Genomic DNA, 22230 nt, shown 5'->3' with positions numbered 1-22230 from the left:
TTTCACACATCGATGCACGGGAATTGGCTATAGCACATGGAAACAATGTTGTTTCTGAGTCCGGGTCCGCCGGGGAAGCGCGGGAAACCATCATCAGGCTCGCCACCGCGCTGCGGGTCCAAACGGACGCTGATGGTCCCCGGCGCTTTACAGCCCCTCCACCACGATCATCTTGAAGTCGGCGGCATCGCGCCGGGCCTCGCGCGCCTTGCGGTATTCCGGGCTGTCGTAGAAGGCCTTGGCCGTCGCCATGTCGGGAAATTCCAGGATGACGATGCGATTGGGCTGCCAGTTGCCTTCCAGCACCGCCGTCTCGCCGCCGCGGCTGAGGAAACGCCCGCCATTTTTGGCGATCGCATCGGGGGTCAGCGATTTGTAGACCTCATAGGCGACCGGGTCGGTCACGCGCACGTCGGCGATGATGTAGGCGGCCATGGTTTCCGCATCCTCTCTTGTCTTTTTTCGGCCCAAAGAAAAGGGCGCGGGAAGCTTCGCCCCCGCGCCCTTCATGGTCAACTGGTTCCGGTCAACCGCAGATGGATGCCGATCAGGCTTCCATCGCCTTCACCACCTCTTCGGTGACCTTCTTGGCGTCGCCGAACAGCATCATGGTGTTGGGGCGGAAGAACAGCTCGTTCTCCACGCCGGCATAACCCGCCGCCATGCCGCGCTTGATGAAGAACACCGTCTTGGCCTTCTCCACGTCCAGGATCGGCATGCCGTAGATCGGGCTGGTCGGGTCGGTCTTGGCCGCCGGGTTGGTCACGTCGTTGGCGCCGATGACGAAGGCGACATCCGCCGTGCCGAAGTCGCGGTTGATGTCCTCCAGCTCGAACACCTCGTCGTAGGGCACGTTCGCTTCGGCCAGCAGCACGTTCATGTGGCCGGGCATGCGGCCCGCCACCGGGTGGATGGCGTACTTCACGTCCACGCCTTCATGCTTCAGCGCGTCGGACATCTCGCGCAGGGCATGCTGGGCTTGCGCCACCGCCATGCCGTAGCCGGGCACCACGATCACCGACTGGGCGTTCTTCATGATGTAGGCGGCGTCCTCGGCCGAGCCGGCCTTGACGCTGCCCTGCGGCCCCTTGGCCTCACCGCCGGCAGCGGCACTCTCGCCGCCGAAGCCGCCGAGGATGACGTTGAAGATCGAGCGGTTCATGCCCTTGCACATGATGTAGGACAGGATCGCGCCCGAGGAACCCACCAGCGCACCGGTGATTATCAGCAGGTTGTTCTGCAGGGTGAAGCCGATGCCGCAGGCCGCCCAGCCGGAATAGCTGTTCAGCATCGAGATCACCACCGGCATGTCGGCGCCGCCGATCGGCAGGATCAGCAGGAAGCCGAGAGCCAGCGCCACCAGCACGATCAGCCACATCGCCGCCGAGGAGTTCGACTGCACCAGCCAGATGATCAGGATGACGGTCAGCACGCCCAGCGCCGCGTTCAGCGGATGCTGCATCGGGAAGACCAGCGGCTTGCCGGTGACCAGCCCCTGCAGCTTGGCGAAGGCGACCAGCGAGCCGGTGAAGGTGATGGCGCCGATGGCGGTGCCGAGCGCCATCTCGACCAGCGAGCCCTTGGCGATGGCGCCGGCCACGCCGATGCCGTAGGCCTCCGGCGAGTAGAAGGCGGCGAGCGCCACGAAGACGGCGGCCAAACCGACCAGCGAGTGGAAGGCGGCGACCAGCTGCGGCAGCGCCGTCATCTCGATCTTCTTAGCCACCACATAGCCGATGGCGCCGCCGATGGCGATGCCGAGCACGATCATCCAGTAGGACTGGACGATGGGGGAGGCCAGCGTGGTCAGGATGGCGATGGTCATGCCGACCATGCCGTAGATGTTGCCCTGGCGCGAGGTCTCCGGGCTGGAGAGCCCGCGCAGCGCCATGACGAAGCAGATGGAAGCGACAAGATAGAGAAGGGCCGACAAGGTTTCCATGGTCTTACTTGCCCTTCTTCTTGAACATGGAGAGCATGCGCTGGGTCACGAGGAAGCCGCCGAAGATGTTGACGCTTGCCAGGATGACGGCGAGGAAGCCCAGGACCTTGGAGAAGCCAAAGCCTGCGGGTCCGGCAGCGATCAGCGCGCCGACGATGATGACCGAGGACACGGCGTTGGTGACGGCCATCAGCGGCGAGTGCAGGGCCGGGGTGACGCGCCAGACGACGTAGTAGCCGACGAAGCAGGCCAGCACGAGCACCGTCAGGCCGGTGACGAAGAAGTCGCCGTGGCCGACGGCCTCGGTGACGGGCTGCGCCGTGTGGGCGACCTGGGCGGCCAGCTGGTCGGCCTGCTGGCTCAGCGCCGCGAGGTTCGCCTTGAGCTCGGCAATACGGGCGGACAGTTGGGTCTGGTCCATTGCGATAAGTCTCCTCAGGCGCCCGGTCAGCCGGCGAAGGCGGGGTGGACGACGGCGCCGTCGCGGGTCAGCGCGATGGCCTTGACGATCTCGTCGTCCCAGTTGACGGCCACGCCCGTCTCCTTGCCGTGCAGCGAGGTCAGCAGCGCCAGCAGGTTCTTGGCGTAGAGCAGCGACGCGGACTCGGCGATGCGGCTGGCGTAATTGGCATGGCCGACGATCTTCACGCCGTTGGCCGTGGTCACCACCTCGCCCAGCTTGGCGCCCTCGACGTTGCCGCCCTGCTCCACCGCCAGATCGATGATCACCGAACCCGGCTTCATCGACGCCACATGCTCCGCCGTCACCAGGATCGGCGCCTTGCGGCCGGGGATCAGCGCGGTGGTGATGACGATGTCCTGCTTCTTGATGTGCTCGGCGACCAAGGCTGCCTGCTGGCGCTTGTAGTCGTCGGACATCTCCTTGGCGTAGCCGCCGGCGGTCTCCGCCTGTTTGAACTCCTCGTTCTCGACCGCGACGAAGCTGCCGCCCAGCGACTGCACCTGCTCCTTCACCGCCGGGCGCACGTCGGTCGCCGAGACGATGGCGCCGAGGCGCTTGGCGGTGGCGATGGCCTGCAGGCCGGCGACGCCGACGCCCATGATGAAGGCACGGGCCGGCGGAACGGTGCCGGCAGCGGTCATCATCATCGGGAAGGCGCGGCCGTACTCGCTGGCGGCATCCACCACGGCCTTGTAGCCGGCGAGGTTGGCCTGGGAGGACAGCACGTCCATGACCTGGGCGCGGGTGATGCGCGGCATGAACTCCATGGCGAAGGCGTTCACGCCGGCATCGGCGTAGGCCTTCACATGGTCGCGGCTGTTGTAGGGGTTGAGGATGGCGAACAGCAGCGTGCCCCGGCGCATCAGCGCCAGCTCGTCCTCACCGCCCTCGGCAGCGATCAGCGGCCGCTGCACCTTCAGCACGATGTCGGCGTCGGCCAGCGCGGACGCGGCATCGGCGGCGATGGCGGCCCCCGCCGCCTCATAGGCCGCGTCGGGAAGGCTGGAACCGAGGCCGGCCCCGCTCTCCACCACCACGTCCAGTCCCAAACCCTTCAGTTTCTTCACCGTCTCCGGTGAGGCGGCCACGCGAAGTTCGCCCGCACGTCGCTCCTTTGGAATGGCGACTTTCATTAGATAAGACTCCCCTGCCTCAGATACGCCGATCCCGGCATCCCCCATGGGTCATCGGCCCAGACGACGGGCATACATGCCGCATCCGTGTGACTTTGTGAAGCCGGACCCCTTCGATGGTAATACCAGCCTATACAGTGCATCGCAACAAAGGGAATGGCTACGTGAGCCCATCGTACGATTGTTTCAGATAATAAGATAAACCAGCCACGGGCTGTTCAAATCCGTGCGGTGATACAGGGTGTACGAAGGAACAATCGCGACGTGATGACGCAGGCGCAGCCCCGCCCCGTCCGGGCGGGGCGCATCGTCGGCTTGCCAATCCCCCCTCCCGCCGATATTGTCCCGCCCCTGTTCCAGAACACCCCCATCGTTTGAGGTTTTGCCATGTCCGACGTCGGCGGCATCGCGGCTGATCGCCTGAAGTCCTTCGTCGAGCGCATCGAGCGTCTCGAAGAGGAAAAGCGCGGCCTGCAGGAAGACATCAAGGAAGTCTACGCCGAGGCGAAGGGCACCGGTTTCGACACCAAGATCATCCGTCAGATCATCCGCCTGCGGAAGATGGACAAGGCCGACCGCCAGGAGCAGGAAGCCATCCTGGAACTGTACAAGGAAGCGCTGGGGATGGTGGAGTAACGACCCGGGAGTTGACGGCCGGTCAGTTGCAGCCGGCCATCATCAGCCCCAGCGTCTTCTCGTCCGCCTCGTTCGGCAGAACCTCGCCGACGATGTGGCCGTCGAACATCACGATGATGCGGTCGGCCAGCGCGCGGATCTCGTCCAGTTCCACCGAGACCAGCAGGATGGCCTTGCCCTGGTCGCGCAGGGCCACCAGCCGGCGGTGGATGAACTCGATGGCGCCGATGTCGACGCCGCGGGTGGGTTGCCCGACCAGAAGCAGGTCGGGATTCCGTTCGATCTCGCGCGCCAGCACGATCTTCTGCTGGTTGCCGCCGGAGAAATTGGCCGCCGCCAGCGAGCCGTCGCGCGGCCTGGTGTCGTAATCCTCCATCTGGCGGGCGCAGTTGGCGGCGATGGCGTCGCGGTCCAGCAGCACCCGCCCGTTCCAGGCCGGATCGTCCTGGAATCCCAGGATCGAGCATTCCTCCGCCGAGAATCCGGTGACGAGACCGACCTTCTGCCGGTCCTCCGGCACATGGCCGACGCCGAGTCCGCGCAGCGCGCGGGCGTTGAAGCGGTCGGCATGGCCGGCCAGCTCCTCCCCCCGCAGCCGGACGGAGCCGCCGGCGATCGGCCGCATCCCGGCCAGCGCCTCCAGCAGTTCGGACTGGCCGTTGCCGGATACCCCGGCTATGCCGACGATCTCGCCCGCACGCACCGACAGGCCGACGCCCTTCACCCGCTCCACGCCGGAGGGATCGCGCACCCGCAGTCCCTCGACCCGCAGCACCTCCGCCCCCGGATTGGCCGGCGTCTTGTCGACGCGCAGCAGGACCTTGCGGCCGACCATCAGTTCGGCCAGCTGTTCCCGGCTGGTGTCGCGGGTGGCGACGTTGGCGACCACCTGCCCGCGCCGCATCACCGTGACGTTGTCGGTCAGCTCCATGATTTCCCGGAGCTTGTGGGTGATGATGATGACCGTCTTGCCCTGCTGGCGCAGCGCCCGCAGGATGCGGAACAGATGGTCGGCCTCCTGCGGGGTCAGCACGCCGGTCGGCTCGTCCAGGATCAGGATGTCGGCGCCGCGATAGAGCGCCTTGAGGATTTCCACCCGCTGCTGGGCGCCGACCGGCAGGTCGCCGACCGGGCTGTCGAGATCGACCTCCAGCCCATAGTCGCGGGCCAGCCGGGTCAGTTCGGCCCGGGCGCGGGCGAGGCCGCCCGACAGGGTCACCCCGCCTTCCGCCCCCAGCAGCACGTTCTCCAGCACGCTGAAGGGATCGACCAGCATGAAGTGCTGGTGGACCATGCCGATACCGGCGGCCAGCGCGTCGCGCGGCGTCCGGATGGCGGCAGGATTGCCGTTCACCCGGATCTCCCCGCCGTCGGCGCGCAGATAGCCGTAGACGATGCTCATGATCGTCGACTTGCCGGCGCCGTTCTCGCCGATCACCCCATGGATCGTTCCGGCCGGCACGGACAGCGACACGTCGCGGTTGGCATGGTTGGTGCCGAACCACTTGTTGATCGCCACCGTTTCCAGGGCAATGCCGGAGCGGGCCGGCGACGGATTTTCCTGCATCATCGACGGAGCCGGTCCCGGAGAGTGTATCAGGGCTTGTACGGCTTGACCGCCAGCGAGCCGGCGATGATCTGCTTCTCGGCCTCCTCCAGCTTGGCTTCCATCTCCGGCGTGATCAGTTTGCGGTTGTGCTCGTCCAGCGCATAGCCGACGCCGTCCTCCTTCAGGCCGACGACACGGTGGCCGGCCTTCCAGCTACCCTCCTTCGCCGCCTTCATGCAGTCATAGACGACGACATCGACCCGCTTGACCATGGAGGTCAGCACCTTGCCGGGATGGACGTGGTTCTGGTTGCTGTCGACGCCGATGGCGAGCTTGCCGGCATCGGACGCCGCCTGCATCACGCCCAGTCCGGTGGCGCCCGCCGCGGCGAAGACCACATCAGCGCCGCGGCCGAACTGGCTCTTGGCCAGCTCCGCCCCGCGGCCGGGATCGTTCCAGGCGGCCGGGGTGGTGCCGGTCATGTTGACGAACACCTCGGCGCCGGGCGTGACGTGCTTCACGCCCTGTTCGTAGCCGGTCAGGAAGTTGCGGATCAGCGGGATGTCCATGCCGCCGATGAAGCCGACCTTGCCGGTCTTCGACGCCAGGGCCGCCGCCATGCCGACCAGGAAGGAGCCCTCCTCCTCCTTGAAGGTCACGGACTGGACGTTGGGAGCCTCCAGCTTGTCGTCGATCAGGCAGAACTTGGTGTTGGGCGACTCTTTCGCCACCTTCTCCACCGCCGCGGTCTGCGAGAAGCCGACGGCGACGATCACCGAGGCGCCGCGGCGGACCAGCGTGCGCATGGCCTGTTCGCGCTGCCCCTCGTTCGTGATCTCGAACTCGCGATAGGCGGTGCCGGTCTCCTTCTTGAAGCGCTCGGCGCCGTTGTAGGCGGCTTCGTTGAAGGACTTGTCGAACTTGCCGCCCTGGTCGAACACCACGGCCGGCGAAAAGTCCTGCGCCCGCGCCTGGGGGCCGACCGCGGTGATCGCCGTCATCGCCAGCATGGCGGCAAGGATACGCGTCTTCATGTCCCACCCACTCCGGAAAGCCGAAACTTGACCCAAAGGATAACCGCGCCATCATTCCGCACAACAGGGAAAGCGGACGATACGGTGCAGCGAATCGCGGCGCCCCCGGTTGACGACGGGAACGGGGGCGTTTATCACCCCCGCCGATAGTCGTTGCACCGAACCGGTGGCGGATTGCCGCAGCCGGCCGGCCACGGGAACGACCACGGGAATTGGTGACGGAAGTACGGGGGCGACGCTCGGTGGATGAAGTCTGGGTGCTTTTGCAGGGAATCGTTCTCGGATTCGCCATCGCCGCACCCGTGGGGCCGATCGGTCTGCTGTGCATCCGCCGCACCCTGCAGCACGGCCCCCTGATGGGCTTCTTCACCGGATTCGGCGCCGCGGTGGCTGACACCATCTACGGCGCCATCGCCGCATTCGGCGTGTCGGCGGCGCTCAGTTTCCTGCGCGGGCACGAGACGGCCTTCCAGCTGGTCGGCGGCGTCTTCCTGCTGGTGGTGGCGATCCGCACCTTCCGCCAGCAGCCCGACGCGGAAGAGCGGGAAGCGGCATCCGCCCCCGACACAAAATCCTGGTTCACCGGCTTCATGACCGGGCTGTCGCTGACCCTGACCAACCCGGCGACCATCATGGCCTTCATCGCCATCTTCGCCGGGTTCGGGCTGGGCGGCACGCTGGGCCGGCTGGAGGCCTCGACCCTGGTGCTGGGCGTCTTCATCGGATCGTCGCTGTGGTGGATGACGCTGTCGATGGGCGTCGCCGCCGTCCGCCACCGCATCTCCGACCGCGGGCTGACCATGCTGAACCACTGCACCGGCGTGGCGCTCGGCGTTTTCGGTCTATGGGCGCTGGGCATGGCCGCGACCGGCATCGTCGGCATGGCCTGAGCCCATAAGAAGCCGCCTGTCAGCAGCCTGCGGTTGGCGTGGCGGAAGGGGCGTCCGGCGCCGCGGTTCCCTTGCGCAGCAGATGCAGGTGCTTGGTCAGGCGCCACAGATAGAGCCCGACCAGCACCACCAGCAGCCCGACGGTGAAATAGCCGATCAGCCGGTGGGCGAAGGGCCAAGTGGACAGCATGTAGCCGGTCCAGGCCAGCAGCGCCGTCCACAGGATCGAGCCGATGCCCGAGGCCAGCGAATAGTTCAGGATCGACATCCTGCACGCCCCGGCCGGGATCGAGATCAGGGTCCGCACCCCCGGCACCGGCTGCGAGAACAGCACGGCGATGCCGCCGTGCCTGGCGAACCAGTCGGTGCTCTGCCGCGCCTTCTTCGGGTTGATGGTCAGCCAGGGACCGTATTTCTTCAGGAAGGCCTCCAGCCGGTCGCGGCCCATCATCCGGCTGGGCAGGAACCACACCAGCTGCCCGGCCAGAGAGCCGAGCCCGCCGGCGATGGCGACCCCGACCAGCGTGAACTCGCCGGTCGCCGCCCCGATCCCGGCCAGCGGAATCACCGACTCGGCCGGCAGCGGCGGAAAGATCCGCGCGAGCGCCACCAGAAGGAAGATCCCGATATAGTGGAGGTGGTGCATGGTGTGCACCAGCCAGTCCGTCAATCCGCCATCCATTCCGTTCCGTCCTCCCCCACCGGTCGATATGACCCGCATCGGGAAAACGGCCGGCTGAGGCAGACGGTTCCCGCCCCCCTCACGCCGCCTTCGCCATCCCGCCGCCGGAGCCGCTGTTTTCCTGATGGCAGCGCCGCAGCCGGAAGGCGGTCACCAGCGCCAGCATGCCGAACGCGATCAGATAGGCCGCCACCCCCCAGGCAAGCGCCAGCAGGCCCAGCGCCGGCAGCACCCACATGCTGAGGCCGAACAGGATCGACAGCACGCCGGCCACGCCCCAGGCCCATTTGCCGTGGGTACGGTCCATGCGCCAGGCGCCCATCACCTCGGCGAAGCCGGTGATGACCGACCAGGCGGCGATCAGGAAGACCAGGGCGAACAGGCTGGCGGCCGGCCACAGCGCGGCGACGATGCCGGCGATCAGGCTGACGACGCCCTCCAGGATGAAGGGCAGCGAGCGTTCATGGTGTCGCGAGGCGCGGATTCCGGCCAGGATGGCGAAGACGCCGTCCAGCAGCAGATAGGCGGCGAAGGTCAGCGCCAGTGTGGCCACCGTCACGCCGGGCATCATCAACGCCAGGATCCCCAACAGGATGGCCGCCGCGCCGCGCAGCGCCAGCGCCCACCAGTTGCGCGCCAGCAGCATGTTCACGCTGTGCAGGCGGCCTGCAGGCTCAAGCGGCGCCCGCTGTGCCGGATCGTAGGACATGAAACGCCTCCCGCTGCCCGTCTTGCGAAATGACAACAGGAGGCGAAGGGTTTTGTTGCCGGCCCGGTATTGAGGATGCAGGACCGCTCAGTTGCCGCGGCCGAAGTCCGATCCGCGCGCCGGCTCCTTGAAATAGAACATCTCGCGGTCGAAGGTGACGTCGGTGCGCGGGTTCAGCAGGGCGACCTCGGTGGTCATGCCCTGGGCGTCCAGCACCCGCCACTTGCGCAGCTGGAAGGGACGGTCCTCGAACACCAGGGTCAGGGTGCCCTTGCCGGGGTCCTTGGTCTCCAACAGGCTGACCTCGATCACGCCGGGGGCCTGGAACACCTCGGTGACGGTCACGTCGCCCGACAGGCGGATGTTCTTGCGCAGGATGAAGTCGGCCAGCGTCGACCCGATGGGAGCGCTCGACTGCTGGCGCATCTCGCCGTCCCAATAGAAGACGAAGCTGCCGTCGGCGACGATGAAGTCCTTCAGCGGCCGGTCATACTCCAGCCGCATCCGGCCCGGCCGCCACAGATAGAAGGTGCCGGTCGCCTGCCGCCCGTTGGGCGCCACCTGCAGGAACTTCGACTGCAGGGTGGTGATGCCGTTCAGATACTCCTCCACCTTGGCGACGACGGCTTGGTCCTGCGCCGACAGCGACACGGGCGCGGCCGGCGCGGCGACAGCGGCGGACGGAGCGAGCATGGCCGGCAGCGGAGCCAGGAGGGCGGCGGACAGGAGAGCGCCAGGAAACAGAGAGCGGAAGAGGCGGCGAAGCACGGTCTTCATCCTTGGTCGTAAGAGCCCGTATTCCTTAATCGGGCAGTGAGGCGGACATAAGGCGTCCGCCTCCCGCTGCCAAGGATTAGCGGTGCCGGAAAAATGGCTGCTTCAAAGGGGCTTCCTCAAAGCGGCTGGCCCCGGATCATCCGCGGCAGGTCGCCGACCACGCCCATGGCGTGCTTCATGAAGAAGCGCTTGACCGGCGGCAGACGGTTGATCGCCGCCATGCCCAGGTTGCGCGCCAGCTTCAAGGGCGGGATGCTGTTGGAGAACAGGTGGACCAGCCCGTCGCACACCGCCGCGAGCAGAACGGTGTCGAAGCGGCGCCAGCGCTGGAAGCGGGCCAGCACCTCCGGCCCGCCGACGTCTAGGCCGAGGCGATAGGCGTCGACCACCACCTCGGCCAATGCCGCGACATCGCGCATGCCCAGGTTCAGCCCCTGCCCGGCGATCGGGTGGATGGCGTGCGCCGCCTCCCCCACCAGGGCCAGCCGGTCAGCGACGAAGCGGTCGGCCAGCAGCACCGACAGCGGCCAGGCCTCGCGCTTGGTCAGCAGCGTGATCTCGCCCAGATAGCCGCCGGAGCGCCGCTGCAGTTCGTCGATGAACTGGTCGTCGGGCAGATTGAGATAGGTGTCGACCAGCGACGTCTTCTCGCTCCACACGATGGAACAGCGGTTGTCCGTCATCGGCAGCACGGCGAAGGGGCCGTTGGGCAGGAAATGCTCGACCGCGATGCCCTTGTTCGGCTCGGTGTGGCGGATGGTGCAGATGATGGCACTCTGATCGTAGGACCAGCGCCGCACCCTGATTCCGGCGCTCTCGCGCGCCAGCGACCGCCGCCCGTCGGCGCCGACCAGCAGCCGGCCGCGCACCGTGCGCCCGTCGGCCAGCGTGACCGACACGCCGGACCGCGTGCGCTCCACCGCCGTCGCCATGGCCGGCGCCAGATGGACCAGCCCCGGCAGTTCGGCCGCGCGGGTGAACAGGGCGTGGCGGATGTCCTTGTTGTCCAGGATCCAGCCGAAGGGCTGGTGCTTGCCCTCCATCGCCAGTTCGGTGTGGTCGTAATGGATGAACAGGGGCGAGAACTGATCGGCGATGCGGATGTCCAGCATCGGGCCGGCCTGATCGGCCATGTGGCGCCAGACGCCCGCCGCCTCCAGCACCATCTTGGAGGCGTAGGAGATGGCGGTGGTGCGGATGTCGAAGCCCTGGCCGCCCATCCGTTCCGGGCTGTCCCGGTCGATGCAGACCACCGGCACGCCGGCGCTGGCCAGCGCCGCCGCCATGGTCAGCCCGGCCAGACCCCCGCCCAGCACCACGACCTCGGTGGTGATGTCGCCGCCGACGCCTCCCTGGGGGGGGACGGTCGCGTTGCCCGATTCGGTGCCCGGTACGGCCATGATGCTCGCTGCCCTCTCGCCTTCTTGCGCCTGCACTGCGGTCGACCGGCCGGACGTGAGCCTTGCCGGTGCCGCGCGCGGTGAAACAATTGTCGCACGGGGGCGTCCTGTCCAGTCTCCTGTCCCCGGCCGGCGGTCGCCATGCACCGGACAGATTGACGCTGAGCATTTTATAGGCAGATGCCGCCCTTTTGAGCGCCCAATCAACAGGCATATTCCCATCGTTGCAGCGCATTTCAACCGGCACGATTCTTGTAATCGTTGCTTTTTACGGTCGACGCGAACAGGCTTGGGCCATCGGCGGGAGGACGGAACGGCTGTCGGGCCGGACCGGAACCGCGACGAGGCGGCCACAGCCTTTATCCGCGGCCGGAACAACGCTTTAAGGGGAAGCCACATGAAACTGGTTATGGCCATCATCAAGCCGTTCAAGCTCGACGAAGTGCGCGAGGCGCTGACGTCGCTCGGGATCCAGGGCCTGACCGTCAGCGAGGTCAAGGGCTTCGGCCGCCAGAAGGGCCAGACGGAAATCTACCGCGGCGCCGAATATTCCGTGAGCTTCCTGCCCAAGGTGAAGGTCGAGGTCGCGGTGTCCGACGACCAGTACGAACAGGTGGTCGAGGCGATCCAGAAGGCCGCCAACACCGGCCGTATCGGCGACGGCAAGATCTTCGTGCTGGAGATCGCCCAGGCCGTGCGCATCCGCACCGGCGAGACCAACTCCGAAGCGCTGTAAGGCTGCCGGCCCCCAGGCTGTCGGCCCCAAAGCTGCCGGCAATGACGGGCGCGCGTCTGCGCGCCTGTCCGCTTTCTCAGTCGGCGAACGCATCCGCCGCCAGCGTCCGGACATAGCCCAACTGGTCGGCCGGCCAGTCCGCCGTCAACGCATCGAACCGCGTGCGGTCCGCGGCATAGAGCGCGCGAACCGCCTCTTCATAGCCCGGCCGGTCGCCGGCCAGTTCCAGCATGACGCGATAGGCGGCCTCCTGCGCATGGCGCACGCGGTCCTTAGCCTCGTTGCCCTTGCGCGCCTCGTCCACCAGCTTGCGCAGCGCCACCGACGCCCCGCCCGGCTGGGCGTTCAGCCAGTCCCAATGACGCGGCAGCAACGTCACCTCCCGCGCCACCACCCCCAGCTTCGGCCGGCCCGGCCCCCGCGGCGGGGGAGCGAGACGCCACGCGACCTCCTCATCGCTTCCCCGCAGATCGAGGTCGACCGCCTTTCCGGTGGCATCGTCAAACACCAGCACCGGCGGTCCATCCGGCTCCGCGTCCAGTGCCGCCCGCAACGCCCGCGCGACGCTCAGCGCATCCCCGGCGGCAAGGCGTCGTTCGCCACGGAAAGCGGTGCAGAGGGTCTCGGCAGTGACGGACATGGACGGAACTCCGGTTGTGAGGACAGCGTTTTACCCGGGTGGAATGCAGGAGTCAATATCATCCGGGTATAATGTGGGCGCAGGAAGGGGGACCACCCCCCTGTGACCGTTCGGCCACCTGCCGCGCTCAGCCACAATCAAGGGCTTTGTGCGCTTGTGCCCCCCGTGCCCCGCCGATAGGATCGGTCGCTCGTAAGGCGTGGCCGTCGCCCCTGGCCGGGGTGTGGCACCCAGGGTGGGAAGAGGGTTGCGGTCGTCATGGTCTCTGCCGATTTCAGCGTGAACAGCGGTGCAGTCTTCACCGAGGCGATCGGCAACGATCGGCTCGACCTGCTGACCGACTATCCCTTCACCCGGCTGTCCAACCTGCTGGCACCGATCACCCCGCGCGCCAACGTCGCCCCCATCCTGCTGACGGTGGGCGAGCCGCAGCACACCCCGCCCGCCATCATCGAAGAGACGCTGCGCGCCAACGGCGCCGGCTGGAACAAGTATCCGCCGGTCGGCGGCACGCCGGAGTTCCGCGCCGCGGCCGGCGACTGGCTGACCCGCCGCTACGACCTGCCGGCAGGGCTGCTGCACGCCGACAGTTCCATCCTGCCGCTGTCCGGCACGCGCGAGGCCCTGTTCATGCTGGCCCTGCTGGCGGTGCCGACGCGCAAGGCCGGGCGCCAGCCCGCGGTTCTGATGCCCAACCCCTTCTATGCGCCCTATGAGGGGGCCGCGGTGATGGCGGGGGCGGAGCCGGTGTTCCTGTCGGCGACGCGCGAGACCGGCTTCCTGCCCGACCTCGACGCGCTGACGCCGGAATTGCTGGAGCGCACCGCCCTCTTCTACCTCTGCACCCCCGCCAACCCGCAGGGCGCCGCCGCCACGCCGGCCTATCTGGCCAAAGCCATCGGGCTGGCACGGCAATACGGCTTTGTGCTGGCGGTCGACGAATGCTATGCCGAGATCTGGCTTGACGCCCCACCGGCCGGCGCGCTGCAGGTCGCGACTTCCCTGCCGCACGAGGATGGGAAGCCCTGGGCCAACCTGCTGGTTTTCCATTCGCTGTCCAAGCGGTCGAGCGCCGCCGGCCTGCGCTCCGGCTTCGTCGCCGGCGACCCGGCGCTGATCGGGCGCTTCTCCCGCCTGCGCAGCTACGGCTGTGCCGGTATGCCGCTGCCGATTTTGGCCGCCAGCACTGCGCTGTGGCGCGATGAGGCGCATGTGGAGGAGAACCGCGCCGCCTACCGCGCCAAGTTCGCGGCGGCGGAGGCGGAACTCGGCGGGCGCTACGGCTATCAGCGGCCGGCCGGTGGCTTCTTCCTGTGGCTGGAGGTCGGCAACGGCGAGGAGGCGGCCAAGCGGCTGTGGGCGGAGGGCGCCGTCCGCGTGCTGCCCGGCGCCTACCTGTCGCGCAACAACCCCGGCGAGCCGAACCCCGGCGACGCCTTCATCCGCGTCGCCCTGGTGCAGGACACCGACACCGTCGCCCAGGCCTGCGCCGCCATCGTCCGCATTCTCGGCTGACCGGTTCCGGGCCCTCCCGGCTCCGACCAGCCCGCCTTTTCGGTTTCTACAGCACGAGGTTTCCGCCCCATGGCCCGACCCGCCGGCCCCACCTCCGCGCGCCCCCGGCCCAGCCTGGGACGGACCGCCCCCAGCCCGCGCAAGGGGTCGCCCCGCGACAGCGCCAAGGACCTGGGAGCCAAGGATCCGGGGAAGGACCGCCTGCGCGCCGGCCGCAGCCGGCAGGAAAAGCCGCCCTTCTTCTCCCCGGCCATGCGCGCCTTCGTCGTCGCCCGCGCGCGCGAGGCGATGGGCTTCGTGCTGGGGCTGTTCGGCCTGCTGCTGATGGTGCTGCTGGGCAGCTACGATCCGCGCGACGCCTCGCTGAACTCTGTTCCCGCCACGGCGGGGGACACCCACAACCTGTTCGGTCCTCCCGGCGCCTATGTCGCTGACCTGCTGATCCAGTCGCTGGGCTGGGCCGCCTTCGTCATCGCGCTGGTGCCGATGTTCTGGGGCTGGCGGCTCGGCGCCCAGCGCAAGCTGGGGAATCCGCTGTTCCGCACCGTGCTGGCCCTGTGGGGGGTGATCCTGGTGTCGATCGCGCTGGCCGGCCTGACCCACGCCTCCACCGATCCGCTCGCCCCGCTGCCCGGCGGCAGCATCGGCCAGATCCTGCTGCGCGGCGTCGGCAATCTGTTCGGGGCCGAACCGATGGTGGCGACCGTCGCCGCGGTCGGCGGCGGGCTGGTTCTGTTCCTGGCGGCCGGCCTGACGATCGGCGAATGGATCGCCAGCTTCCGCGCGCTCGGCCGCGGCACCGTGAACGGCGTCCATCTGATCCGCCACGGTGCCCGCAACGGTGTGGACGCACTGCGCCGCCATGGCCGCAACGCGGCGCAGGCCGCGGTGCAGACCGCCTCCATCGCCGTGGACGACGCCTTGCGCGGCGACGGGACTCCCAAGCGCAAAGGTCCCAGCTTCGACGATGCCGTGAGCGTCCCCCCACAGCCGCCCGGCGGCCTGAACGCCGGGCCGGTGCCGCCGTCGGCCACGCCGTCCGCCGCCGACAAGCCGCTGCGCCCGGTACCCATCGTCACCCCACCGAAAACCACCGCGCCGGAGAGCAGGGGCGACAAGGCCGGCACCTTCCAGCACCGCCTGCCGCTGGGCGAGGAAGACGGGCCGCCGGGTTACGAGCTGCCGCCGCTCGACCTGCTGCAGGTGCCGCCCACCGGCATCCGCGGCGAACAGCTGGACGAGGCGGCGCTTCAGCGCAACGCCGGCCAACTGGAAGGCGTGCTGGGCGATTTCGGCGTGCGTGGCGAGATCCAGAAGGTCCATCCCGGTCCGGTCGTCACCCTGTACGAACTGGAACCGGCCCCCGGCACCAAATCGTCCCGCGTCATCGGTCTGGCCGACGACATCGCCCGTTCCATGAGCGCGGTGTCGGTCCGTGTCGCCGTGGTGCCCGGCCGCAATGTCATCGGCGTCGAGCTGCCCAACGCCAAGCGCGAGACGGTGCTGCTGCGCGAGCTGATGGCGGCGGAAGGCTTCGACAAACATGGCGGCAAGCTGGCGCTGGCGCTCGGCAAGGACATCGGCGGCCAGCCGGTGGTCGCCGACCTCGCCCGCTTCCCCCATCTGCTGGTCGCCGGCACCACCGGTTCGGGCAAGTCGGTGGCGATCAACACGATGATCCTGTCGCTGCTCTACCGGCTGCCGCCGGAGCGCTGCCGCTTCATCATGATCGACCCCAAGATGCTGGAACTGTCCGTCTATGAGGGCATCCCCCATCTGCTGACGCCGGTCGTCACCGATCCGAAGAAGGCGGTGGTCGCGCTGAAATGGACGGTGCGGGAGATGGAGGACCGCTACCGCAACATGTCCAAGCTGGGCGTGCGCAACATCGAGGGCTACAACGCCCGCCTGCGCGAGGCTCGCGAGGGCGGCGAGTCGCTGACCCGCCGCGTCCAGACCGGTTTCGACCCCGACACCGGCAAGCCGCTGTTCGAGGAACAGCCGCTCGACCTCACCGAATTGCCCTACATCGTCGTGATCGTCGACGAGATGGCCGACCTGATGCTGGTCGCCGGCAAGGACATCGAGGCGGCGATCCAGCGTCTGGCCCAGATGGCGCGCGCCGCCGGCATCCACCTGATCATGGCGACGCAGCGTCCGTCGGTCGACGTCATCACCGGCACCATCAAGGCCAACTTCCCGACCCGCATCAGCTTCCAGGTCACCAGCAAGATCGACAGCCGCACCATCCTGGGCGAACAGGGCGCCGAACAGCTGCTGGGCCAGGGCGACATGCTCTATATGGCCGGCGGCGGCCGCATCACCCGCGTCCACGGCCCCTTCGTCTCCGACCATGAGGTCGAACAGATCGTCAAGTTCCTGAAGGCGCAGGGCGAACCCAACTATGTCGACGCCATCCTGGAGGACGAGGAGGGCGAGGAGTCCTTCGACGACGGCGCCCTGACCGGCACCGGCGGCGGGTCCGGCGACGACCTCTACGACAAGGCGGTTGCGGTGGTCTGCCGCGAGCGCAAGGCCTCGACCAGCTTCATCCAGCGCCAGCTGCGCATCGGCTACAACTCCGCCGCCCGTCTGATCGAGCGGATGGAGACCGAAGGGGTTGTCAGCAAGCCCAACCACTCCGGCAAGCGCGAAGTCCTGGCCCGCAACATCGACGAATGAGTGTTTTCGGGCTGCCCGTTGACAGCGATGGGATGCCGCACCAATATCGGGGGTAGGCGGACCGGGGACTCCTATTCCCCGATCCGCCCGCCCGATCTTAGTGCATCAGAAGGTCAAGCAACCGCTTGACGATCTCCAGCACCAGGATCAGGAGAGTGAGGAAGCGTTCCATCCTCAAGCCCTCCGTTCGTGCGGCGGCGATGGCGGCCCTTCCGCCATCGCGTCCGCCGGCGGACTATGGCGCAGGCGAACACCTCCGCAAACGGGAAATCCACACGGCCGTATTCTTTTCCTGATTGCGGACGCCGTCCTCAGCGCCGCAGCGGCACCAGCGATCCCAGCAGAAACAGGGCGGCAGCGGCCACCACGACACTCGGCCCGCCCGGCAAATCCCAGTTCAGCGACGCCAGCAGTCCGGCGACCACCGCCAGGACGCCCAGGATCGATGCCAGCGCCGCCATTCCCTCCGGCGTGCGGGCGAAGCGGCGGGCGGCGGCGGCCGGGATGATCAGCAGCGAGGTGATCAGCAGGATGCCGACGATCTTCATGGCGATGGCGATCACAAGCGCGATCAGCAGCATGAAGGCCAGCCGCAGGGCGTCGACCGGCATGCCCTCCACCCGCGCCAGATCCTCGTCCACCGTCACCGCCAGCAGCCGGCGCCACAGCAGCGCCAGCCCGGTCAGCGCCACCGCGCCACCGCCATAGATCGCCATCAGGTCGCCGTCGGTCACCGACAGGATGTCGCCGAACAGATAGGCCATCAGGTCGACGCGCAACGTCTCCAAGAAGGCCAAAGCCACCAGCCCCAGCGACAGCGAGCCATGCGACAGGATGCCGAGAAGCGTGTCCGCCGCAAGGTTGCGCCGCCGCTGCAAGGCCACCAGCGCCAGCGCCAACGCCACGCAGACCGCCATCACCCCGACCATCGGGTTGACGCCCAGCAGAAAGCCCAGCGTCACGCCCAGCAGGGCCGAATGGGCCAGCGTGTCGCCGAAATAGGCCATGCGCCGCCACACCACGAAGGATCCCAGCGGCCCGGCCAGCAGGGCGATGCCGCCGCCGGCGAGCAGGGCGCGGATCACGAAATCATCCATGGCAGCAGCCCCCGTCATGGTCGGGCACGACCTTGCCGTCCTCGGCATGGGCGTGGTCGTGGTGATGGACATAGACGGCGAGGTCGCCGGCATGGCCGCCGAACAGGGCGTGATATTCGGGGTGGCGGCTGACATCCTCCGGCCGGCCTGAACAGCAGACATGGCCGTTCAGGCAGATCACCCGATCGGTGCGCGCCATCACCGTGTGCAGGTCGTGGCTGACCAGCAGCACGCCGCAGCCGCGCCGCTGCCGCACCTGGGCGATGCGGTTGAACAGCTCCGCCTGCCCATGGACGTCCACCGCCTGATCGGGCTCGTCCAGGACCAGCAGGTCGGGGTCGCCCAGCAGGGCGCGGGCCAGCAGCACCCGCTGCATCTCGCCGCCCGAGATGGTCTGCACCGCCGAGTCGGCCAGCCGCGCCACCCCGGCCTCCTCCAGCGCCGCCTCCACCCGGTCGGCGGCCACCGGCCGCCACAGCGCCAGGAAACGCCGCACGGTCAGCGGCAGCGTCTGATCCACCGACAGCTTCTGCGGCATGTAGCCGATGCGCAGGTTCGGGCGCCGCAGCACCCGCCCGCCGTCGGGCGCCACCAGCCCCAGCACCGCGCGCACCAGCGTCGTCTTGCCGGCGCCGTTGGGGCCGATCAGCGTCACCACCTCCCCCGGCTGGACGGCAACGTTGACGCGGTCCAGCACGGTGCGGCGGCCGAAACGGACGGTCAGATCCTCGGTCCAGGCGAGCGGGCCGGCGAAGAGCGCGGAGGTATCCCGGTTTGGGTGAGGTATTGACATGTTACGTTATAACGTGACACCAAAGTGAACGTGGCTTCCCTATGCGCTGAAACCAGCAGCCTGTCCAGCAAGTCGAGAGGATCCCTCCCATGCGCCGATTCGCGCTGTCCGCCACCCTGACCGCAGCCCTTGCCGCAGCCGCCGCGTTGCCGGCCCATGCCGAGGTGCCGAAGGTGGTGGTGTCGATCAAACCGATCCACTCCCTGGTCGCGTCGGTCATGCATGGGGTGGGCGAGCCGGCTCTGCTGGTGCGCGGCGGCGCCTCGCCGCACAGCTACACGATGAAGCCGTCGGACGCGAAGGCACTGTCCGCCGCCGATCTGGTGGTCTGGGTGGGGCCGGAACTGGAGAGCTTCCTGGAAAAGCCGCTGAAGGCCAATGCGCCCAAGGCGACGCTGCTGACGCTGATGGACCTGAAGGGCCTGTCCCTGCTGGAAACCCGCGAGGGCGGCGCCTGGGAGGCGCATGACCATGGCCATAAGGGAGGTCATGATCATAAACACGACCATAAGGGCCACGACCACGCCGAAGAGCACGAGGAACTGAACAGCCACATCTGGCTCGATCCCGCCAACGCCCGCGCCATCGTCAAGGCGGCGGCGGAGGCGCTTGCCGCCAAGGATCCTGCCGATGCGGAGGCCTACCGCACCAATGCCGACCGCACGCTGCAGCAGCTCGACGCGCTGGATGCGGAGCTGAAGGCCGCGCTGGCGCCGGTGAAGGACAAGCCCTTCGTCGTGTTTCACGACGCCTACCAGTATTTCGAGGCGCGCTACGACCTGTCGGCGGTCGGTTCCATCACCGTCAGCCCGGACCGCCGCCCGTCCGCCAAGCGACTGTCGGCGATCCGCGCCAAGATCGGCGGGCTGGGTGCGGCCTGCGTCTTCGCCGAACCACAGTTCGAACCGGCCCTGGTCCAGACGGTGGTGGAGGGCACCAAGGCCAAGACCGGCGTGCTCGACCCCGAGGGCACCGAGTTGCCGGAGGGCGAGGCGCTCTACCCTACCCTGCTGCGCAACCTCGCCGCATCGCTGCGCGGTTGCCTTGGCGCTTAAGCCCCGGCCGGGCCTGTGCTAAACCGCTGAAGGCGGGGAAGCCCAGCCGGAAGAGCTGAACAGGGGATTGGCGTCATGAAGATCGGTGTCGTCGGGTGCGCGGGGCGCATGGGGCAGATGCTGGTGCGCGAGATCGCGGCGACCGCGGGCTGCACGCTGGCCGGCGGGACCGAGCGGGTGGGCGGTCCGGCGCTGGGCAAGGATCTGGGCGTGCTGGCCGGGCTGGACCCGCTGGGCGTGACCGCCATCGATGATCCGGTCGCCCTGTTCGCCGAGGCCGACGCGGTGATCGACTTCACCAGCCCGGAGTCGACGGAGCGTCACGCCGCCCTGGCCGCCCAATCGGAAACCGTGCTGGTCGTCGGCACCACGGGCCTGAACCCGTCGCAGCAGGCGGCCATCGCCACCGCGGCCACCCACACCGCCATCATCCAGTCGCCGAACATGTCGCTGGGCGTCAATCTGCTGCTGGCGCTGGTGGAGCAGGTCGCCCACACGCTGGACGACGACTTCGACATCGACATTCTGGAGATGCACCACCGCCGCAAGGTGGACGCGCCGTCGGGCACCGCGCTGGGCCTCGGCCATGCCGCGGCGGCCGGGCGCGGGGTCAGGCTGGAGGATGTCTGGCAGAAGGTCCGCGACGGCCACACCGGCGCCCGTCCGCGCGGCGAGATCGGCTTCGCCACTCTGCGCGGCGGCGACGTCATCGGCGACCACACGGTGATCTTCGCCAGCGAGGGCGAGCGGATCGAACTGACCCACAAGGCCTCCGGCCGCCAGATCTACGCCAAGGGCGCCGTCCGCGCCGCCCTGTGGGCTCAGGACAAGACGCCGGGCCTCTACAGCATGCGGGACGTGCTGGGCCTCTGACCCTCCTCCCTTTGTGAAGGGGCGGCGGTCCTACACCCCCGCCCCTTCCCGCGTCAGCACGGCCAGGAAAGCGTCGACCACCCGCGGGTCGAAATGGCGGCCCGATTCGGCGCGCAGCAGGTCCAGCACCTCGGCGATGTCCCACGCCTTCTTGTAGGGGCGGCGGTGCAGCAGCGCATCGAAGACGTCGGCGACGGCGACGATGCGGCCGGCCAGCGGAATGGCGTCGCCCACCAACCCACGCGGATAGCCGCTGCCGTCGAACTTCTCGTGATGGCTCTCGGCGATCTCCGCCCCCATCGACAGGTAGCCGCGCCGGTCGCCCCCGCAGGCGTCGCGCAGGATGCTGCCGCCGATGGACGCGTGGTCGCGCATGACCGCCATCTCCGCCTCGTCCAGCCGGCCGGGCTTGCGCAGGATGGCGTCGGGGATGCCGACCTTGCCCACGTCGTGCAGCACGCTGGCCAGCCCGATGGTGTCGCAGAACCAGTCGTCCAGCTCTTGCGGAAAGTCGCCGCGGGCGTGCAGTTCGCGCGCGATTGCCGTCGCCCAGCGGCCGAGCCGCTTCACATGGTCGCCGGTAACCTCGTCCTTGTACTCCGCCAGCTTGCCGAGCGCATGGACGGTGGCGACCTGCGCCTCGTTCAGCCGCTCGTAGAGCCGCAGATTGTCCAGCCCCACCGCTGCCTTGGTGCAGAGCAGCTCCAGCAGCGGCCGGTCGCCCTCGGCAAACGGACCGCCGAGCAGGCAAAGCGCCAGCGGAGCCGCATCGCGGCCGCGCAGGACGGCCACGCCGTGTCGCACCCCCCATCGCACCTGCCCATCGCCCGGTGCGGCGGCCAGCGCGGCGGCGATGTCGGCTACGGCCTCCGCCGGCGGATCGGCCGGCAGCCCGGCTTCGGCGAGGATCGCCACGCCGCCGTTCTCCCCGGCCCCGCACAGCAGGGCGGTGGTGGCGTTGGTCACCAGAGCGGACGCCCGCCCCACCAGACCGGCTAGGAACTGGGACCGCGACCGCAGGCCGGCCAGATGGACGGCGGCCTCCATCACCCGCTCCAACCCCTGCCGGCCGCGTTCGATGGTGGCGATGTGCTGGTAGGAGCGCAGGGCCGCGACGGTCGCGGTGTAGAGCTTCTGCGCCGTCAGTTCGCTCTTGGCCTTGTAGTCGTTGATGTCGTAGGCGGCGATCACCTGCCGCTCCGGCGCCTGCCCCGGCTGGCCGGTGCGCAGGATGATGCGGATCTGCCGGTTGCCCATCTCCTCGCGGATGTGGCGGACCAGCTTCAGCCCGGCATCGTCGGTCTCCATCACCACGTCCAGCAGGATGGCGGCGATCCCCGGATTTTCGGCCAGCAGCGATCGCGCCTGCCGCGCGGTGTAGGCGGACAGGAAGCGGACCGGCCGCTCCTCGAACGTCATTTCACCCAGGACGACGCGGGTGATGGCGTGGACCTCGTGGTCGTCGTCGACGATCAGGATCTGCCAGGGCGGATTTCGTCGAACATCGGCCGCATCGACGGTCTCGGCGGCGAACTCCAACACATCCCCGACGGGCTGCCGCCGAGCCTCTTCCGCCATCCCGCCCCTGTTGCAGCCGTCGACCATCACCGCCCCCGCGGATCGA

The 22230-nt window shown here is 68.4% G+C and carries 21 protein-coding genes; 7 read left to right on the top strand and 14 right to left on the bottom strand.

The annotated features are described in order from the left end of the window. Positions 1 to 147 precede the first annotated feature (147 nt). The 4 genes from FZ983_RS07130 to FZ983_RS07115 form a co-directional block, all read right to left on the bottom strand. On the bottom strand, positions 148 to 435 hold the full coding sequence (locus FZ983_RS07130) for a DUF1330 domain-containing protein (RefSeq protein ID WP_149222862.1): 288 nt from the start codon (positions 433 to 435) through the stop codon (positions 148 to 150). Between the two features lie 112 nt (positions 436 to 547). After that, positions 548 to 1942, bottom strand: a complete 1395-nt coding sequence (locus FZ983_RS07125) for an NAD(P)(+) transhydrogenase (Re/Si-specific) subunit beta (RefSeq protein WP_149222861.1) — start codon at positions 1940 to 1942, stop codon at positions 548 to 550. Positions 1943 to 1946: 4 nt separating this feature from the next. Further along, positions 1947 to 2363, bottom strand: coding sequence for an NAD(P) transhydrogenase subunit alpha (locus FZ983_RS07120; RefSeq protein ID WP_149222860.1), 417 nt, complete (start codon positions 2361 to 2363; stop codon positions 1947 to 1949). Positions 2364 to 2389: 26 nt separating this feature from the next. Next, positions 2390 to 3538 carry a Re/Si-specific NAD(P)(+) transhydrogenase subunit alpha gene (locus FZ983_RS07115; RefSeq protein WP_149222859.1) on the bottom strand — a complete coding sequence of 383 codons (1149 nt, stop codon included), beginning with the start codon at positions 3536 to 3538 and terminating at the stop codon, positions 2390 to 2392. Between the two features lie 387 nt (positions 3539 to 3925). On the opposite strand from FZ983_RS07115, the gene FZ983_RS07110 reads away from it, so the two are divergent. Further along, positions 3926 to 4174: a DUF2312 domain-containing protein gene (locus FZ983_RS07110; protein ID WP_012973951.1), complete on the top strand. Its 249-nt coding sequence runs from the start codon at positions 3926 to 3928 to the stop codon at positions 4172 to 4174. 22 nt (positions 4175 to 4196) lie between these two features. Here the strand turns inward: FZ983_RS07110 and FZ983_RS07105 are convergent, their stop codons facing one another. After that, the gene (locus FZ983_RS07105; RefSeq protein WP_149222858.1) at positions 4197 to 5744 is read right to left on the bottom strand and encodes an ABC transporter ATP-binding protein; all 1548 of its coding nucleotides are present in this window, start codon (positions 5742 to 5744) and stop codon (positions 4197 to 4199) included. A gap of 26 nt (positions 5745 to 5770) precedes the next feature. After that, positions 5771 to 6757: a BMP family ABC transporter substrate-binding protein gene (locus FZ983_RS07100; RefSeq protein WP_149222857.1), complete on the bottom strand. Its 987-nt coding sequence runs from the start codon at positions 6755 to 6757 to the stop codon at positions 5771 to 5773. 257 nt (positions 6758 to 7014) lie between these two features. Here FZ983_RS07100 and FZ983_RS07095 point away from each other — a divergent pair, with 257 nt between their 5' ends. After that, on the top strand, positions 7015 to 7647 hold the full coding sequence (locus tag FZ983_RS07095; protein ID WP_247883637.1) for a LysE family transporter: 633 nt from the start codon (positions 7015 to 7017) through the stop codon (positions 7645 to 7647). Positions 7648 to 7666: 19 nt separating this feature from the next. Here FZ983_RS07095 and FZ983_RS07090 read toward each other — a convergent pair whose 3' ends face one another. From FZ983_RS07090 to FZ983_RS07075, 4 genes are all read right to left on the bottom strand, one after another. Next, complete coding sequence (locus FZ983_RS07090) at positions 7667 to 8329, bottom strand: DedA family protein (protein WP_149222855.1); 663 nt, start codon at positions 8327 to 8329, stop codon at positions 7667 to 7669. Positions 8330 to 8408: 79 nt separating this feature from the next. Further along, positions 8409 to 9038 carry an HdeD family acid-resistance protein gene (locus tag FZ983_RS07085; RefSeq protein WP_149222854.1) on the bottom strand — a complete coding sequence of 210 codons (630 nt, stop codon included), beginning with the start codon at positions 9036 to 9038 and terminating at the stop codon, positions 8409 to 8411. 87 nt (positions 9039 to 9125) lie between these two features. After that, positions 9126 to 9815 carry an outer membrane lipoprotein carrier protein LolA gene (locus tag FZ983_RS07080; protein WP_149222853.1) on the bottom strand — a complete coding sequence of 230 codons (690 nt, stop codon included), beginning with the start codon at positions 9813 to 9815 and terminating at the stop codon, positions 9126 to 9128. Positions 9816 to 9931: 116 nt separating this feature from the next. Continuing rightward, entirely contained in the window at positions 9932 to 11215 is a 1284-nt protein-coding gene (locus FZ983_RS07075) for a UbiH/UbiF/VisC/COQ6 family ubiquinone biosynthesis hydroxylase (protein WP_149222852.1), read from the bottom strand. Between the two features lie 397 nt (positions 11216 to 11612). Here FZ983_RS07075 and glnK point away from each other — a divergent pair, with 397 nt between their 5' ends. Further along, entirely contained in the window at positions 11613 to 11951 is a 339-nt protein-coding gene (glnK, locus tag FZ983_RS07070) for a P-II family nitrogen regulator (protein ID WP_014189833.1), read from the top strand. Positions 11952 to 12027: 76 nt separating this feature from the next. Here the strand turns inward: glnK and FZ983_RS07065 are convergent, their stop codons facing one another. Further along, positions 12028 to 12591: a DUF2239 family protein gene (locus tag FZ983_RS07065; protein WP_149222851.1), complete on the bottom strand. Its 564-nt coding sequence runs from the start codon at positions 12589 to 12591 to the stop codon at positions 12028 to 12030. A 258-nt stretch (positions 12592 to 12849) separates the two neighbouring features. On the opposite strand from FZ983_RS07065, the gene FZ983_RS07060 reads away from it, so the two are divergent. Then, positions 12850 to 14106, top strand: coding sequence for an aminotransferase class I/II-fold pyridoxal phosphate-dependent enzyme (locus FZ983_RS07060; protein WP_149222850.1), 1257 nt, complete (start codon positions 12850 to 12852; stop codon positions 14104 to 14106). Between the two features lie 69 nt (positions 14107 to 14175). Next, positions 14176 to 16788, top strand: coding sequence for a DNA translocase FtsK (locus tag FZ983_RS07055; protein WP_149222849.1), 2613 nt, complete (start codon positions 14176 to 14178; stop codon positions 16786 to 16788). Between the two features lie 311 nt (positions 16789 to 17099). Here the strand turns inward: FZ983_RS07055 and znuB are convergent, their stop codons facing one another. After that, the gene (znuB, locus tag FZ983_RS07050; RefSeq protein WP_149222848.1) at positions 17100 to 17885 is read right to left on the bottom strand and encodes a zinc ABC transporter permease subunit ZnuB; all 786 of its coding nucleotides are present in this window, start codon (positions 17883 to 17885) and stop codon (positions 17100 to 17102) included. Next, a complete protein-coding gene (gene znuC, locus FZ983_RS07045) occupies positions 17878 to 18678 on the bottom strand; it encodes a zinc ABC transporter ATP-binding protein ZnuC (RefSeq protein WP_211102873.1) in 801 nt (266 codons plus the stop codon). The genes znuB and znuC overlap by 8 nt, the downstream gene beginning before the upstream one ends. 89 nt (positions 18679 to 18767) lie before the next feature. On the opposite strand from znuC, the gene znuA reads away from it, so the two are divergent. After that, complete coding sequence (gene znuA / locus FZ983_RS07040; protein ID WP_149222847.1) at positions 18768 to 19733, top strand: zinc ABC transporter substrate-binding protein ZnuA; 966 nt, start codon at positions 18768 to 18770, stop codon at positions 19731 to 19733. Between the two features lie 75 nt (positions 19734 to 19808). Continuing rightward, positions 19809 to 20606: a 4-hydroxy-tetrahydrodipicolinate reductase gene (gene dapB / locus FZ983_RS07035; protein ID WP_149222846.1), complete on the top strand. Its 798-nt coding sequence runs from the start codon at positions 19809 to 19811 to the stop codon at positions 20604 to 20606. A 30-nt stretch (positions 20607 to 20636) separates the two neighbouring features. Here dapB and FZ983_RS07030 read toward each other — a convergent pair whose 3' ends face one another. Then, positions 20637 to 22211: a response regulator gene (locus FZ983_RS07030; protein WP_149222845.1), complete on the bottom strand. Its 1575-nt coding sequence runs from the start codon at positions 22209 to 22211 to the stop codon at positions 20637 to 20639. Positions 22212 to 22230: the final 19 nt, after the last annotated feature.

The sequence above is a fragment of the Azospirillum sp. B21 genome (genome assembly GCF_008364825.1).
Taxonomy (GTDB): Bacteria; Pseudomonadota; Alphaproteobacteria; order Azospirillales; family Azospirillaceae; genus Azospirillum.
This window is presented reverse-complemented; position numbering and strand designations above follow the sequence as displayed.